This is a genomic window from Bacillus sp. FSL R10-2201, assembly GCF_038008665.1.
GTDB classification, from domain to species: Bacteria; Bacillota; Bacilli; order Bacillales; family Bacillaceae_G; genus Bacillus_A; species Bacillus_A mycoides.
On record NZ_JBBOZP010000001.1, the window covers coordinates 1,816,135 to 1,833,170 of the forward strand.

The 17,036-nt window shown below is 33.7% G+C and carries 16 protein-coding genes and 1 pseudogene; 15 read left to right on the forward strand and 2 right to left on the reverse strand.

Going from position 1 to position 17,036, the window contains the following annotated elements; genetic code table 11:
• Positions 1 to 457: 457 nt before the first annotated feature.
• The 4 genes from nheA (at position 458) to NSQ69_RS09465 (ending at position 4,913) form a co-directional block, all read left to right on the forward strand.
• Positions 458 to 1,618 carry a non-hemolytic enterotoxin NHE subunit A gene (nheA, locus tag NSQ69_RS09450; protein WP_002126819.1) on the forward strand — a complete coding sequence of 387 codons (1,161 nt, stop codon included), beginning with the start codon at positions 458 to 460 and terminating at the stop codon, positions 1,616 to 1,618.
• 37 nt (positions 1,619 to 1,655) lie between these two features.
• Positions 1,656 to 2,864, forward strand: coding sequence for a non-hemolytic enterotoxin NHE subunit B (nheB, locus tag NSQ69_RS09455; protein ID WP_002126822.1), 1,209 nt, complete (start codon positions 1,656 to 1,658; stop codon positions 2,862 to 2,864).
• Positions 2,865 to 2,972: 108 nt separating this feature from the next.
• Complete coding sequence (gene nheC, locus NSQ69_RS09460; protein WP_033708128.1) at positions 2,973 to 4,052, forward strand: non-hemolytic enterotoxin subunit C; 1,080 nt, start codon at positions 2,973 to 2,975, stop codon at positions 4,050 to 4,052.
• Between the two features lie 234 nt (positions 4,053 to 4,286).
• Complete coding sequence (locus NSQ69_RS09465) at positions 4,287 to 4,913, forward strand: LysE family translocator (RefSeq protein ID WP_000432973.1); 627 nt, start codon at positions 4,287 to 4,289, stop codon at positions 4,911 to 4,913.
• 243 nt (positions 4,914 to 5,156) lie between these two features.
• Here the strand turns inward: NSQ69_RS09465 and NSQ69_RS09470 are convergent.
• Positions 5,157 to 5,425 (reverse strand): annotated as a pseudogene (locus NSQ69_RS09470) (hypothetical protein).
• Positions 5,426 to 5,767: 342 nt separating this feature from the next.
• On the opposite strand from NSQ69_RS09470, the gene NSQ69_RS09475 reads away from it, so the two are divergent.
• The 6 genes from NSQ69_RS09475 (at position 5,768) to NSQ69_RS09500 (ending at position 12,175) form a co-directional block, all read left to right on the forward strand.
• Positions 5,768 to 6,718, forward strand: coding sequence for a nucleoside hydrolase (locus NSQ69_RS09475; protein WP_002126827.1), 951 nt, complete (start codon positions 5,768 to 5,770; stop codon positions 6,716 to 6,718).
• Between the two features lie 686 nt (positions 6,719 to 7,404).
• The gene (locus tag NSQ69_RS09480; RefSeq protein ID WP_000083030.1) at positions 7,405 to 7,848 is read left to right on the forward strand and encodes a carboxymuconolactone decarboxylase family protein; all 444 of its coding nucleotides are present in this window, start codon (positions 7,405 to 7,407) and stop codon (positions 7,846 to 7,848) included.
• 241 nt (positions 7,849 to 8,089) lie between these two features.
• A complete protein-coding gene (locus NSQ69_RS09485; protein ID WP_002126830.1) occupies positions 8,090 to 8,620 on the forward strand; it encodes a GNAT family N-acetyltransferase in 531 nt (176 codons plus the stop codon).
• A gap of 551 nt (positions 8,621 to 9,171) precedes the next feature.
• Entirely contained in the window at positions 9,172 to 9,567 is a 396-nt protein-coding gene (locus tag NSQ69_RS09490; protein ID WP_002126833.1) for a DUF3224 domain-containing protein, read from the forward strand.
• Positions 9,568 to 9,682: 115 nt separating this feature from the next.
• Positions 9,683 to 10,573, forward strand: coding sequence for a Vgb family protein (locus NSQ69_RS09495; protein ID WP_001223216.1), 891 nt, complete (start codon positions 9,683 to 9,685; stop codon positions 10,571 to 10,573).
• Positions 10,574 to 11,227: 654 nt separating this feature from the next.
• Positions 11,228 to 12,175 (forward strand): sugar-binding transcriptional regulator, encoded by a 948-nt coding sequence (locus NSQ69_RS09500; RefSeq protein ID WP_000356572.1) that lies wholly within the window; start codon positions 11,228 to 11,230, stop codon positions 12,173 to 12,175.
• 48 nt (positions 12,176 to 12,223) lie between these two features.
• Here NSQ69_RS09500 and NSQ69_RS09505 read toward each other — a convergent pair whose 3' ends face one another.
• Positions 12,224 to 12,586 (reverse strand): hypothetical protein, encoded by a 363-nt coding sequence (locus tag NSQ69_RS09505; protein WP_078204140.1) that lies wholly within the window; start codon positions 12,584 to 12,586, stop codon positions 12,224 to 12,226.
• A 156-nt stretch (positions 12,587 to 12,742) separates the two neighbouring features.
• Between NSQ69_RS09505 and deoC the strand changes: the two genes are divergently transcribed.
• From deoC to NSQ69_RS09530, 5 genes are all read left to right on the forward strand, one after another.
• Entirely contained in the window at positions 12,743 to 13,414 is a 672-nt protein-coding gene (gene deoC, locus NSQ69_RS09510; RefSeq protein ID WP_002012110.1) for a deoxyribose-phosphate aldolase, read from the forward strand.
• Positions 13,415 to 13,519: 105 nt separating this feature from the next.
• Entirely contained in the window at positions 13,520 to 14,701 is a 1,182-nt protein-coding gene (locus NSQ69_RS09515; RefSeq protein ID WP_002035026.1) for a NupC/NupG family nucleoside CNT transporter, read from the forward strand.
• A gap of 36 nt (positions 14,702 to 14,737) precedes the next feature.
• Positions 14,738 to 16,039, forward strand: a complete 1,302-nt coding sequence (locus NSQ69_RS09520) for a pyrimidine-nucleoside phosphorylase (RefSeq protein WP_002126836.1) — start codon at positions 14,738 to 14,740, stop codon at positions 16,037 to 16,039.
• Between the two features lie 33 nt (positions 16,040 to 16,072).
• Entirely contained in the window at positions 16,073 to 16,468 is a 396-nt protein-coding gene (locus NSQ69_RS09525) for a cytidine deaminase (RefSeq protein ID WP_000358532.1), read from the forward strand.
• 166 nt (positions 16,469 to 16,634) lie between these two features.
• Positions 16,635 to 17,030, forward strand: coding sequence for a DUF2871 domain-containing protein (locus NSQ69_RS09530; RefSeq protein WP_078204142.1), 396 nt, complete (start codon positions 16,635 to 16,637; stop codon positions 17,028 to 17,030).
• The last annotated feature ends 6 nt before the right edge of the window (positions 17,031 to 17,036 follow it).

Consider the following 17,036-nt stretch of genomic DNA (forward strand, 5'->3'; position numbering starts at 1 on the left):
TTTAATGGAGGAAGTTAAGTGGATTTTATTTTGGAATAAGGACATGAGGTCTTGAAAATAAAGGGAATTAAAATACTTCTTTACGATAGATGAATAGCTGTGTTTAAATGACCTTACAGTACAAAACTTTAATAAAAACAAAACTTAATTTCATATTCACGTGCGTTATTTATCTTAAAATGAATAATATTTTCATGTAATATATTCACTGTGTGAATATGGAAATTGCGATGAAACAGAAATTTTATACAATGTTATTCATACTAAGCACATGTGAAAAGTTATGAAATGTTTTATAACAATAAGTAAGTACTGTAGAAATAAAGTTTGAGAGAGGTGTTTCGTACATGACTCACGGTGAGAACGTTCTCTATTTTTAACCATCTCAAATAATGTGCAAGAAAATAGAATAATAAAATGCGATAGTAATAGTTGCTAATACATAGGAGGGGTTAAAGTGAAAAAAACTTTAATTACAGGGTTATTGGTTACAGCAGTATCTACGAGTTGCTTCATTCCTGTAAGCGCTTACGCTGAAGAGGGGCAACCAAAGGTGAAAGTATTAAACGTGCAAAATGTAATTGCTCCAAATACATTATCAAATTCAATTAGAATGTTAGGGTCACAGTCACCACTTATCCAAGCATACGGATTAGTTATTTTGCAACAGCCAGACATTAAGGTAAATGCGATGAGTAGTTTGACGAATCATCAAAAATTTGCAAAGGCGAATGTACGAGAGTGGATTGATGAATATAATCCGAAGCTAATCGACTTAAATCAAGAGATGATGAGATACAGCACTAGATTTAATAGCTATTATAGTAAGCTCTATGAACTAGCAGGAAAAGTAAATGAAGATGAACAGGCAAAAGCAGATTTTACAAACGCATATGGAAAATTACAATTGCAGGTCCAAAGCATTCAAGAGAGTATGGAGCAAGATTTATTAGAGTTAAATCGATTTAAAACGGTATTAGACAAAGATAGTAATAACTTATCAATTAAAGCTGATGAAGCAATAAAAACACTGCAAGGATCAAGTGGAGATATTGTGAAATTAAGAGAAGACATAAAAAGAATTCAAGGGGAAATTCAAGCTGAACTAACTACTATTTTGAATAGACCACAAGAAATTATTAAAGGTTCTATTAATATCGGTAAACAAGTATTTACAATCACAAATCAAACTGCACAAACGAAAACAATCGATTTTGTTTCTATCGGTACGTTAAGTAATGAAATTGTAAATGCAGCAGATAGTCAAACGAGGGAAGCAGCTCTTCGTATTCAGCAAAAACAAAAAGAGCTACTACCACTTATTCAAAAGTTATCACAAACTGAATCAGAGGCGACTCAAATCACATTCGTTGAAGATCAAGTAAGTAGCTTTACGGAACTGATTGATCGCCAAATCGCAACTTTAGAAACGTTATTAACGGATTGGAAAGTTTTAAACAATAATATGATCCAAATTCAAGCAAATATTGAAGAAGGCACGTATACAGACAGTAGTTTACTTCAAAAACATTTCAATCAACTTAAAAAAGTAAGTGATGAAATGAATAAGCAAACAAATCAATTTGAAGATTACGTTACAAACGTTGAAGTACATTAAACAGAAAAATAATTAGCGATATAGGGAGAGAAGAAAAATGACAAAAAAACCGTATAAAGTAATGGCTCTATCAGCACTTATGGCAGTATTTGCAGCAGGGAATATTATGCCAGCCCATACGTATGCTGCTGAAAGTACAGTGAAACAAGCTCCAGTTCATGCTGTAGCAAAAGCATATAATGATTATGACGAATATTCATTAGGACCAGAAGGCCTTAAAGATGCGATGGAAAGAACAGGTTCTAACGCTTTAGTAATGGATCTGTACGCTTTAACAATTATTAAACAAGGTAATGTTAACTTTGGGAACGTAACGTCAGTTGATACATCTTTAAAAGGTAAAGTGATTCAGCATCAAGATACAGCTAGAGGGAATGCACAACAATGGCTAGATGTATTGAAGCCACAGCTTATTTCAACAAATCAAAATATCATTAATTACAATACGAAATTCCAAAACTATTATGATACTTTAGTTGCTGCGGTTGATGCAAAGGATAAAGCAACTCTTACGAAAGGTCTAACTAGATTATCAAGTAGTATTACTGAAAATAAAGCGCAAGTAGATAAGTTAGTAGAAGACTTAAAGAAATTCCGAAATAAAATGACGTCGGATACTCAAAATTTCAAGGGAGATGCAAATCAAATTACATCTATCTTGGCTAGTCAAGATGCTGGAATTCCGCTTCTGCAAAATCAAATTACAACGTATAATGAAGCAATTAGTAAATATAATGCAATTATTATCGGTTCATCTGTTGCGACAGCTTTAGGCCCAATTGCAATTATCGGTGGTGCGGTTGTAATTGCTACGGGAGCAGGAACTCCGCTAGGAATCGCATTAATTGCAGGTGGAACAGCAGCAGTAGGTGGTGGTACTGCAGGAATCGTCTTAGCGAAGAAAGAGCTTGATAATGCACAGGCAGAAATTCAAAAGATAACAGGACAAGTTACAACTGCGCAATTAGAAGTGGCAGGACTAACGAACATTAAAACACAAACTGAATATTTAACAAACACAATTGATACAGCAATTACAGCGTTGCAAAACATTTCAAATCAATGGTACACAATGGGATCAAAATACAATTCTTTACTTCAAAATGTAGATTCAATTAGTCCAAATGACCTTGTTTTCATTAAAGAAGATTTAAACATTGCGAAAGATAGCTGGAAGAACATTAAAGACTATGCAGAAAAAATCTATGCTGAAGATATTAAAGTAGTAGATACGAAAAAAGCATAATCGAATACGAATCGTTAGAGCGTTAAGTATTGATGAATGAGTTGAAGCTCCTGTTCAGTTGTGAGCAGGAGCTTTTTTATATCCTTATAAAGAGAATGGGTGAAAAGTATGCAGAAAAGATTTTATAAAAAATGTCTTTTAACGATCATGATTGCTGGGGTGGCAACGAGTAATGCACTTCCTTTACATCCTTTTGCAGCGGAACAAAACGTAAAAACATTACAAGAAAATGCAAAAAATTATTCTCTCGGTCCAGCAGGATTCCAAGATGTAATGGCGCAAACGACATCGAGCATATTCGCAATGGATTCATATGCAAAATTAATTCAAAATCAGCAAGAGACTGATTTGAGTAAAATAAGTTCAATTAATAGTGAGTTTAAAGGAAATATGATTCAGCATCAAAGAGATGCAAAAATTAATGCGGCGTATTGGTTAAATAATATGAAGCCTCAAATTATGAAAACGGATCAAAATATTATTAATTACAATAATACTTTTCAAGCGTATTATAATGACATGTTAGCAGCGATTGATCAAAAGGATAGCGGTAAATTAAAAGCGGATTTAGAAAAGTTGTATGCGGATATTTTAAAGAATCAAAATGAGGTAGATGTACTATTAGGGAATTTGAAAGCTTTTCGCGATAGAATGGCGAAAGACACAAATAGTTTTAAAGAGGATACGAATCAATTAACCTCGATTTTGGCGAGTACGAATGCTGGTATTCCAGCTCTAGAGCAACAAATAAATACATATAACGATTCGATCAAAAAGAGTAACGATATGGTGATTGCTGGTGGTGTACTTTGCGTAGCGTTAATAACTTGTCTTGCGGGGGGACCGATGATTGCGATTGCGAAAAAAGATATTGCAAATGCAGAACGAGAAATAGCCAGTTTAAAGAATAGAATTTCTGGATCGCAAGCAGAAGTGGCAATTTTGACAGATGCAAAAAATAAAACAACTAATATGACAGAAACAATTGATGCAGCAATTACAGCACTGCAAAACATATCAAATCAGTGGTATACGGTAGGTGCGAAATATAATAATTTACTACAAAACGTAAAAGGAATCAGCCCTGAAGAATTTACCTTTATAAAAGAAGATTTAAATACAGCGAAAGATAGCTGGAAGGATGTAAAAGATTATACAGAAAAATTACATGAGGGTGTGACGAAATAAACAGTGGACTAGTTCCGCTGTTTATTTTTTTATCCCGTTTTTTGTGAGAGCCGAGCTTGTAATTTTACCCATAAGTTTGCCGTGTGTTTTATCAATGTAACTTTAGGATAATGTTTGGTCAAATTGATACTAATAACCTCGATAAACTCCTGATCACGCTTTTTATATTTAATATTTTAAGTAAAAAAGCTATACTATAGGCAAAACTAAAAATTGGAAAGGAAATACTAGAACATGGAAAATTATTTGTTATTTATCCTCACAGCAATCCTAATCATAATAATGCCTGGTCCCGGTTTTGCCTTAGTTACAAAAAACACTATCTCGCATGGTAAAAATGGTGGGATAAAGACCGTCTTAGGAACGGTATCTGGAATGATGATTCATACAATAATGGCTACACTAGGACTTTCTGCCATCCTAATGAAATTCTCTATGTTATTTACATTTATAAAATATGCTGGGGCTTTTTACTTAATTTACTTAGCTGTAAAGTCAATTAAAAGTGCCTTGTCTAAAAAAGAAGATATGTCAGGTTCAGTGGAAATGAACTCTAAGGATATTGGAACGATTAAAAGTTTTAGACAAGGATTTACCACGGCAATCTTAAACCCAAAAACTGCTGTGTTTTTCCTAAGTTTTCTACCCCAATTTATTGTGAGCAATCAAAGTCATCTCTTCCAATTTCTTTTGTTAGGACTCACATTTACGACTTTGACAGCAATATGGTATTTACTTTATATCTCACTAATACGTCAATTAAGAACTTTTTTAAGAAAAGAAAAAGTGAACCGTACAATAGAGGGTATTACTGGCACAGTATTATTAGTATTTGGAGTTAGGTTATTTTTCCAAAAATAAATATGTATATGAAAAGAGAAATAATCAATGGTGGTTATTTCTCTTATTCACTTATTCTAAAACTACCATTATAGATTTCTAGAGGTGAGATGATTTTTTGTTGGGTATTTATGTTACTATCACTGTAAAAATTGTGAAGAAATGTACTTAAACTAACGGGGCAGGATAGTTGAATAAGAATAAAAATATTTTTATAAGTTAAATTTATTGAATATCATAAAATATTTATAATTAAACTTTTTTCTAAATCAACACTCGATGGCGAGGTGGTGTTACTTCAAATATAATTATTTTATTTGAAGATTTCATTTTAATTTTTTCAAATCTTTTCATAGGTTGATATACAAAGACGTGTAGTGATAAGCCTATAACTGCAGTAATGTTTAAAATAATACTTATAATCATTAAAGACCATTCTATAACTGGAGAAAAGTATCCGTCCGTACTTAATGTAGAAGAACTTACATCTAGTATTAAAATAACTATTAGTATAAAGGTAAGTTTTTAACCAATTTGAATCCCCCCCTTTTAAGAGTGATATCTTTATATTATTATATTTAAAAAATAAATTATATAATTAATTATAAGATAGTTATCTATGAGAATTTAACTTGTTTTTTCGTTTTGGGGTGTTAAAAAATTCTTAAGTTGATGGGCATGGGATAGCACACCATGCCTATGAACTTAAGAACAGAAACTTACGCTTGAACATAATATCAAATTTAGATGAGCAAAGCTATTTCAAGTGAATAGAATCCACTCTTTAAGAATACATAAAATATATACATACAAGCTTAGTCTGATCACTACATCATTAGTGAAAGTAGGATTCTATAGATTTTGGAGGAAGAGATATGAAAAAAAAGGTTCTCCTGTTTACAGATTTGGGGATTGATGATGCGTTTGCTATACTGTACACTTTTTTTCGTAAAGACATTCAACTTGTAGGAATTGTAGCCGATTATGGAAATGTATCCAGAGAAAATGCAATAAGAAATATTAACTATTTGAAGTACATTGCGGGAAGAGAAGAGATACCCGTATTCCTTGGTGCTTCTGTACCGTTGACAGGTATATTGATTCAGTATTTCCCTGAGGTACATGGAAAAGTCGGATTAGGACCTATCATTCCCCCTGAAATTTCATATCCAGTTTATCCTTTAAATGATATTTATCAAATTATAGAATCAAATTTAGAAGATCTTACAATTATCAATTTAGGAAGACTTTCTTCGCTAGCTACGACTTTTGTGTTGAATTTAGAAACAATGCGAAACGTAAGAGAATGTATTTGCATGGGGGGAGCTTTTTTCTATCCAGGTAACGTAACTGCTGTGGCTGAAGCTAACTTTTACTCAGACCCTTATGCAGCAAACTTAATTCTGCAGCATGCAAAGAACTTGACAATTATTCCTTTAAATGTGACTCAACATGCGATTGTTACACCCGAAATGGTCCAGCAAATCGATGCATTTCATCGGAATACACAGGATCTTGCAGGACTCATCATCAAACCTATGTTAGACTATTATTATAAATTCTACTCTAAGTCTAATCCTGGTATAAGTGGAAGCCCTATGCATGATTTTGTAACAGTGTGGTATTTGCTGAATCAAGAGGCTGTTGGCCTTTCAAGAGTACCCATTAAAGTAATTCCTGATCAAGGAGAAGGATTTGGTCAAAGTATTGCAGACTTTCGTTTTGCTACTAATCCAGGCTATAAAACGCATAATGTAGCTTTTCAGCTTGATTATAAAAGATTCAAGAAGGATATTATGGAAACGTTTTTAAAGAAGAGAGTGTAACAGACTTTATTAACTTCAGATAATAGGGATTATGTGAATGAAATGCCACTTCACTTAACGTACAGGAATTCGACTTTTTTAGGTTAAAATTCGCTTAGCATATAAAACTTCCAAAATGTTGGCTGTATCCCATCACTATCAAGCTAACAAAACAAAATCCCCCTAAAATGAAAAAATCCGCTGACTTCTCAAAGTAATTAACTGTAGTGAAAGAAAATTTTTATTTTGGGGGTACATTAAAACTTTAGCTTGACGGGCAGGGGGTCTCGTCACATAGCTTATCAAGCTAAGAAATTAGTTGTTCTCCAAAACGAAAAAATTAACAAAATCCCCATAAATAACTATAGGAAGATAAAAACACTGTAGCTTTCGAATAAAGTTTGATCAAAATTATGTAGTTGTTTGGTGATAATAAAATTGTTTCATTTATAATAAAATCATTTAAAAATTAATAGAGTTATTCAATTTATTCTGACGGTAATAATAAAGTAATTAAAAAGTGAAAATATTTGTTTGGAAAATACGGTTACTCATTTGCGATATTTACGTACCATGAAACAACTAATTACACTGTCTATAACTGAAATTCTCTTTGATTTCGAATGCTTTACAAACAAAAAAATAGCACGAATGTTCGTATGAAGGTATAATTATAAGTATCTTAAAATCAAAGGAGGTCTTGCCTTATGAGTCAAAGAATTTCCTACTATGATGTTGCACCTGATGGCATGAAAATTATGATGGATATGGAGAAGTACACTAAGAAATCTACAATTAATCGAATTACTAGAGAACTTATAAAGATTAGAGTCTCTCAAATTAACGGTTGTGCTTTCTGCATGGATATGCATACATCAGATGCCCGTAAGATAGGTGAAACCGAACAACGAATTTATTGCTTGAATGCTTGGAATGAATGTGATTTTTATACACCTGAAGAGAAAGTTGCTCTTGAACTATCTGAGCATATTACTCTAATTCCCACTAAAAGAGTTCCTGAAGACCTATATAAGCGAGTACGTGAACACTATGACGAGAAACAATATGTTGACCTTGTTCTGGTAATTAATCAAATCAACAGTTGGAATAGAATTTCTATTGCAATGGGAAATACAGCAACTAAAAAATAATTGCTCTCAACGAACGGTAAATAAGAATAAAATTAAAGATGTTTAAAAATCACAATACAATTGTTTCATTTTTCTTTATTACGCAGTTATCATAAACTGTGACATAACCAAATTTTTGAAATTTATTGGTTCATCCTTTATAGCTTTTATAATAATATTATCTTGAAACACGAAGGGACTGAACTATGCGCAGATATCAATATCTTGACCCCAAAATAAAAACATAATGGAGGTAAAAATATTGATTACAGAACTACAAACCGAAAGATTAGTTTTAAGAAAAATGAAAGTATCAGACTCAGCTAGCATGTTTACAATTTGGGCGGATCCAGAAGTTACAAAATTTATGAATATCAATAGTTTTACTGATGAAAGCCAAGCGGTAGATATGATTGAAATGCTTGATAAGTTATCTCGGGAAAACAGAGCTATTCGTTATTCAATAATTGAATTAGAATCAAATGAAATTATCGGTTCTTGTGGTTATAATTCATTTGATTTCAAAAACGCCAAAGCAGAAATTGGTTACGATATTAGTAAAGCTTTTTGGGGTAAGGGGTATGCGCCAGAAGCCATTCTCTCTTTAATGGATTATGCGTTTAGTACTTTAGAATTCAATAGAATAGAAGCAAAAGTTGAATCTGAAAACATCAATTCAATAAAAGTCTTACAAAAGTTAAACTTTACATTCGAAGGGACAATGAGAAAGTGTGAAAAATCTAATGAAAAGTTTATTGATCTAAGTATTTATTCAAAATTAATAACAGATTAACGTATATTACTTAGCCTACATTCCTTAAAATGTAGGCTATTAAATACCCTCGAAGCATCCTTAATTGCTATTAATTGAAAGTGAGGGCTACGGCTCTCTTTTTTAATTCACAATTTCTAGTACAATTGAAATAATTAAGAAACGTATAGAGTAATCCGTCCGATCTTAACCACTGAAGAAAAATTAACAGAGGAAGAGATCATGAACTTTGCTGTTGAAATGAGGGAAAAGAAATAGAAGGACACAACTATATAATAAGAAAAATCTAGAAGATACGTAATATTTAAAAATGAACCGTCTCATAAAGAACATGTAGTAATTTCTACGTGTTCTTTTTTAATAAAAATGAAAGTAAACTGTTAAATAAAAATTTACTTTCAATGTCATACAAGAAGAACAAAAAATAAGTCGTCTTTTGCTCTTAACAGGGTCTTACCAGCAGCATCCGTTACTTTAGAAACACTCCTATGAGATATAATTATTGATGGTACTTTTTAGGTGATATACTGGAGGTAGATTACTCATCTAATGATGAAGGGAGGTTTATGCGTATGGAAGTAACATTTACAGTAAGTAAATGGGATGAAAAGCCAGTCAATGAAACTAGAAAAGATTTCCCTATTAATATTGCCCATGTCGAATATGATATTGACGGTGAATTAAAAGGAAAAGCTTTTGTTGAATATTTATTATATTATTTAGAATCAACTATAGATGATGGTCACTTGGCTACTGCTAAAATTTCTGGATTTTTACATTTCGAAGGAATTTATAAGGGAAAACGAGGGACATTTATAGCTATAGAGCAAGGGATATTTGATAAAGGAAATCTAGATTCCCCTGCAACAATCATCAAAGCTACTGGTGAATTAGAAAGCCTGAAAGGGTCCTATAATTATAAGTTTACAGGTCAAACCAGTAAAATGATTCTAGACTTTGAATTCTAACAAAATATCTTATAATTTAGCAAAAAGGGCATCCACTGTAATACCAGGAATGTCCTTTTTAAAACTAAATTATACCGAAAAACAAGACTCAAAATTTTCAATGGGAGGAAATGATATGAGGATCACGATACAAGAATATGTGGTCAATGAAATAGATTCAGGACCATATGGAATAACCGTAGGAAAAGACGGAGCATTGTGGTTTACGGAACAGAAAGGGAATCGAATTGGTAGAATAAATGCTACTGGTGAAATAAATTCTTTTCCCATTCCGACAGCAAATGCAGGAGCTATGTCAATTATCTCGGACCAGACCGGTGACTTATGGTTTACGGAATATAACTCAAGCAAGATCGGTAAAATGTCGATGAACGGTCTTTTTGAAGAATATGTACTCCCTACAACGAACGCTGCACCTTTTGGTATAACGGAAGGCCCAGATGGAGCAATATGGTTTACAGAAATGAATAATGGTAGGATCGGAAGAATAACAAAGTCAGGGGAAATCACCGAGTTTGAATTGCCTAACTCCAAATCATTTCCCTCTTTTATTACTCTGGGATCAGACGGTGCATTATGGTTTACACAGAATCAGAACAATAGGATTGGGAGAATAACCACTAAAGGTGAGGTCAAAGAATATCCAATCCCAACACCCAACTCCGGGCCAGTTGGAATTGCGAGCGGCCCAGATGGAGCAATATGGTTTGTGCAAATCATAGGCAATAAAATTGGTAGAATTACGTTCGAAGGTGAGATCAAAGAATTTGTTATACCGACGCCGAACGCTCGTCCTCATGCCATAATACCTGGGAAGAACAGAGATCTTTGGTTCACAGAATGGGGAGGTAACCAAATCAGCCGTATTACAGTTGAAGGAGTTATTACGGAATATACGATACCTACAAATAATGCAGAGCCACATGGTATCACGTTTTGTCCGGATGGCGATCTTTGGTTCGCTGAAGAGTGTAATCAAATTGGACGTCTAACAATCATTACGTAATAGGGATATCGTCCATCGCTATCAAGCTCAGAAAAGTAAATATCCCATCACCATCAAGTTAAGAATTTGGTTGCTCCCCAAAACGAAAAAATGTGCTTTTTTGTTACAAGTAGCACAAAATTTCGTTCTGGGGGTACTATAAAATTTTAGCTTGATGGCGATGGGGTCTCGCCATCAAAACGTGAATTTCGCACGCTAAGGAATTTCTATATTAAAAAACTTGGCTTTACCGTACGTTAAGGAAGTTCCATAAACGATATTTAATGTTTGTTATTGTTACTACAGAAAGAACAAAAAGAATGAATTAAATATGAATCGATTTATCCCGCTATTTGCGGGCAGTAAGACTCCCACCTCAAAATTCGGCGAATACGAGGGAGTTAGGTGGGAGTCGGACTGCCCGTAAAAGCCCGATTGGTGAGGGCTAATAATCAGTGGGGGATGAACAAAACCCCCACTGATTAAAGTTTCACTTTATCTGATTCAAGATCATTTGTATCGAGTGTATGAAGCTAAAAAATAAAAGTTTCATTGTAAATCCTAAGTGGAGTAGAAGTTTAGGTTGATAAATAAGGGAGTCGAATTTTTTTGCATAAAGCTGTATAATGCTTGTAACGAAAAGGAAATACAGGAAAGGATATGTAATGAGTTACTATGGATAAGGATAAACAACAATTAAGCGTTGAAGTTGCAAGATTATATTATCAATCAGATTATAGTCAGCAAGAAATTGCTAATAAATTAAATATTTCAAGACCGACGATTTCTAGATTATTGAAGTATGCGAAAGAAAAAGGATTTGTTCAAATTAGTATAGCTGATCCATTTGCTGACTTAGATAACGTTGGGAATTTACTTAAAGAAAAGTATAACCTGTTAGAAGCGCATGTCGTATTTTCTCCAGTACCAGAATATGCAACGATTACGGAGTATATTAGTAAATATGCAGCTGAGTATATGGAAAAGACAGTGAAAACTGGTGATATCGTTGGTGTAAGCTGGGGAATGACGATGTATGAAATCGCTAGAAAAATCGTACCGCAACATGTGAAAGGTGTAGAGGTTGTCCAGTTAAAAGGTGGCATTAGTCACTCAAGTGTAAATACATATGCGAATGAAACGATCGCGTTATTTGCAGATGCTTTTCAAACGACGCCAAGAAATCTACCTCTTCCAGTTATATTTGATAATGCGGTGACAAAAGAATTAGTGGAGCAAGATAGACATATTCATCACATTATTGAAATGGGGAAACAAGCAAATATTGCAATTTTCACTGTTGGAACAGTGCGTGATGAAGCGTTATTATTCCGATTAGGATATTTAGATAAGGATGAAACGAACATTTTGAAAGAACAAGCTGTCGGTGACATTTGTTCACGTTTCTTTGATGGAGACGGAAATATTAGTAGCGAAGAAATTAATAAGCGTACAATTGGAATTGAGTTAGAGGAACTTAAATTAAAGAAACGTTCTATTTTAGTTGCAGGTGGTAATAGAAAAATAAAAGCAATTGACGGTGCGTTACGTGGCGGGTATGCAAATGTACTAATTATAGATCAGCATACAGCGAAAGAATTGTTACATTATCAAAAAGGTTAGAAATAAAAGGCTTTCTCAAAATATTAATTTTGAGAAAGCCTTTTATTTTTAGTATGAATAAATCAATGTGTAGTACCTTGTAAAGTATTTGTAAGGAACGCTCTTTGATTGATCTCCTTTTTCAAAAATTAGTGAGTTAGCCATAATATCTCTATCTACAAAACTCCAGCCATCTTGCTCCATCATATCGATAAAAGGTTCCATTTTTCCGCGCTTTACTAAGTAGGGGTATTGATTATCTATCGGTTCTACTTCCACCATTTCTTTATCTTGAATAACCATCTTAGACATAGCTAAAGCAAATGGAACTGGGTTTCCTTCTTGGAAAATAACATCCCTTTTATAAAAAATAAATATGGATAGTAAGGTGCATACTAGCAATGTGAATATAAAGAATTTTGACTTAAACAAGTGGTTCACATCCTTTATTTACAAGCTTATACTACTTTCAATGTATTACTAGAAATTCCCTTCTAAAAAAGAATGAACAAAAGTTCAAAAGTGTATTTACATTTGTTCAACTAAGAGTTAGAATGAAGTTGTTAAAAGATATGAGGAGTGAAGATAATGAACATTGCAAAGTTAATTGACCATACAATTTTAAAACCAAATTCTACAAAAGAAGATGTTATGAAAGTAATCGAAGAGGCAAAGCAATACAAATTTGCTTCAGTTTGTATTAATCCTACATGGGTAAAGCTAGCTGCTGAAGAATTAGCTGGACATGATGTAGACGTTTGTACTGTAATCGGTTTCCCATTAGGAGCAAGCACTACTGAAACAAAAGCATTCGAAACAAAAGATGCTATCGCAAAAGGTGCAACTGAAGTTGATATGGTAATCAACGTAGGTGCTTTAAAAGATGGCGACAATGAGTTCGTTGAAAAAGACATTTATGAAGTAGTACAAGCAGCAAAAGGAAAAGCTCTTGTAAAAGTAATCATTGAAACTTGCCTTCTAACAGATGAAGAAAAAGTTCGTGCTTGTGAATTATCAGTAAAAGCTGGCGCTGATTTCGTAAAAACTTCAACTGGATTCTCAACTGGCGGAGCAACTGCAGAAGATATCGCATTAATGCGTAAAACAGTTGGACCAAACGTTGGCGTGAAAGCATCTGGCGGCGTTCGTACACGTGAAGATGCAGACAAAATGGTAGAGGCTGGAGCTTCTCGCGTTGGAGCAAGTGCTAGTGTTGCAATCGTATTAAATGATGCAAAAGGTGCTACAGATAATTACTAATTAATAAAGTGTGAAAAGCAATAGATACACGTTTAAAGTAAAGTGTATCTATTGCTTTAACAATTGAAAAGAATGTAAGCGGATACGAATGGGAGGAGACGGCTTATGAAATACTTAATCGGTGTTTTAGGCCTCGTATTGATTTTAGGTATCGCTTGGCTTGCTAGTAATGATAGAAAGAAAGTCAAATATCGCCCAATCATAACGATGGTTATATTACAATTCATTTTGGGGTTTTTATTATTAAATACAAGCGTAGGGAATATATTAATTAGCGGAATAGCAGATGGTTTTGGAGAATTATTAAAATATGCCGCTGATGGCGTGAATTTCGTATTTGGTGGATTAGTAAATCAAAAAGAGTTTTCATTCTTTTTAAGTGTATTAATGCCAATCGTATTTATATCAGCTTTAATAGGTATTTTGCAACACATTAAAGTATTACCTATTATTGTGAAATCTATCGGTCTAGTATTAAGTAAAGTAAATGGGATGGGGAAACTCGAATCATATAACGCGGTAGCTTCTGCGATTTTAGGACAATCTGAAGTGTTTATTTCAGTTAAGAAACAACTAGGATTATTGCCAGAGAAAAGAATGTATACATTATGTGCATCTGCAATGTCTACAGTATCTATGTCTATCGTTGGATCATATATGGTGTTATTAAAACCGCAATATGTTGTAACCGCTTTAGTGCTTAACTTATTCGGTGGCTTCATTATTGCTTCTATCATTAACCCGTATGAAGTTACTGAAGAAGAAGATATGTTAGAAGTACAAGAAGAAGAGAAAAAGACATTCTTTGAAGTATTAGGGGAATACATTATAGATGGATTTAAAGTTGCGATTACAGTAGCAGCTATGTTAATTGGTTTCGTTGCCCTTATCGCATTCATTAATGCAGTATTTAAAGGTGTAATCGGTATCTCATTCCAAGAAATTCTTGGTTATGTATTTGCACCATTTGCATTTATTATGGGTGTTCCATGGCATGAAGCAGTTAACGCAGGGAATATTATGGCGACAAAACTTGTATCAAATGAATTTGTTGCGATGACAGATTTAGCACAAGGAAACTTTAATTTCTCAGATAGAACGACAGCGATTATATCTGTATTCTTAGTTTCATTTGCAAACTTCTCTTCAATTGGAATTATTGCTGGGGCAGTTAAGAGCTTAAATGAAAAACAAGGGAATGTAGTCGCAAGATTTGGTTTGAAATTACTTTTCGGTGCAACGTTAGTAAGTTTCTTATCAGCAACAATCGTTGGCTTATTATTTTAACAGATTCATATAATATAAAAAGGAATGGTGATTACAATGAGAATGGTAGATATTATTGCGAAAAAACGTGATGGAAAAGAATTAATGACTGAAGAAATCAAATTCTTTATTAATGGATATACAGATGGAAGTATTCCTGATTATCAAGCGAGTGCACTTGCAATGGCAATTTTCTTTAAAGATATGACGGATCGTGAACGTGCAGATTTAACGATGGCAATGGTTGAGTCTGGAGAAACAATCGACTTATCAGCAATTGAAGGCATTAAAGTAGATAAGCATTCAACTGGCGGTGTTGGTGATACAACAACATTAGTATTAGGACCATTAGTTGCTGCTTTAGATGTACCAGTAGCAAAAATGTCTGGTCGTGGTTTAGGACATACGGGCGGGACAATTGATAAATTAGAAGCGGTAGAAGGATTCCACGTTGAAATTACGAAAGAACAGTTCATTGATATTGTAAACCGTGACAAAGTGGCTGTTATCGGACAAACAGGAAACTTAACACCTGCTGATAAAAAGATTTATGCATTACGTGATGTAACAGGAACAGTAAATTCAATTCCTCTAATTGCAAGTTCAATTATGAGTAAAAAAATTGCAGCCGGTGCTGATGCAATCGTACTTGATGTAAAAACAGGTGCGGGTGCATTTATGAAAACCGAAGAAGATGCAAAAGAATTAGCTCATGCAATGGTACGTATCGGAAATAATGTTGGACGTCAAACGATGGCAGTAATTTCAGATATGTCACAACCTCTTGGTTTTGCTATTGGTAACGCTCTAGAAGTGAAGGAAGCAATTGATACTTTAAAAGGCGAAGGTCCAGAAGATTTAACAGAATTAGTACTTGTATTAGGAAGCCAAATGGTCGTACTTGCGAAAAAAGCAAATACATTAGAAGAAGCTCGTGAAATGCTAATTGAAGTGATGAAAAATGGAAAAGCAACTGAGAAGTTTAAAGAGTTCTTAAGCAACCAAGGCGGAGACAGTTCAATTGTAGATAATCCAGAAAAAATGCCACAGGCGAAGTATGTAATTGATGTACCTGCAAAAACTTCAGGTGTGATTTCAAACATTGTTGCAGATGAAATCGGTATCGCAGCTATGTTATTAGGTGCAGGTCGTGCGACAAAAGAAGATGAAATCGATTTAGCGGTAGGATTAATGTTACGTAAAAAAGTTGGCGATGCAGTAAAAGAAGGCGAGCCGTTCGTAACGATTTATGCAAATCGCGAAAATGTAGAAGATGTAAAAGCAAAAATCTATGAGAACATTTCTATCGCTGAAACAGCAGTGGCTCCTAAATTAGTTCATACAGTTATTACTGACTAATCATAATTACATTTACTTTGAGGAGGAAATAATATGGATAAGAAAAAATATATCGAAGAAGCAAATAAGATGTTATCGAAAGCGTATATTCCGTATTCTAAATTTCCTGTTGGTGCAGCGCTAGTTACAAAAGAAGGTAAAATCTATACTGGTTGTAATATAGAAAACGCTTCTTACGGTTTATGTAACTGTGCAGAAAGAACAGCAATATTTAAAGCAGTATCAGAAGGTGAGCGCGACTTTAGTTACTTAGTCATTACAGGAGAAACTGACGGACCTATTTCACCATGTGGTGCTTGTAGACAAGTTATTGCTGAATTTTGTGATCCGAAAATGCCAGTTTTACTAACAAATGTAAAAGGCGATGAAAAAGAAGTGACTGTAGAGCAGTTACTGCCTGGTGCCTTTTCAATTGAAGATTTAAAATAAGTTAAAAGGCCATTCCACAATTAATAGTTGTGGAATGGCCTTTTTTATTTTCAATAATAGAATGTAATAATCTGTTCATATTCCGTTCATAAACTTTGCGTAAAATGATTGCAGTGAATATGGAAAGTGACGATATAAATTGTCGTTCTACAGCAGGAGGAATATGATGAAGAAATTATATAATGCAGCATTCATTTACTTAATTATTGGTTTATTATCAGGTGTATTTGCAAGAGAGTATACGAAAGTGCAAGGCATTAAAGGATCCACTATGTTGCAATTAGTGCATACACACGTATTAGTGCTCGGCTTTGTATTCTTTTTGGTCGCTTTAGCTCTATTTAAAGTATTTAATGTCCGTGAAACAAAAAGTTTTCGTGCGTGGTTTGTTGTTTATAATGTAGGATTAATTTTTACTATTGCTACAATGGTATTTAGAGGTATTCTACAAGTAAATGGAACTGACTTTAATGGTTTAAGCCATATGGCTGGATTAGGTCATGTCATTATAAGTGTTGGGCTCGTTTGGTTTATGATTTTGCTCAAAAAATCTTTTAAATAGATAGGA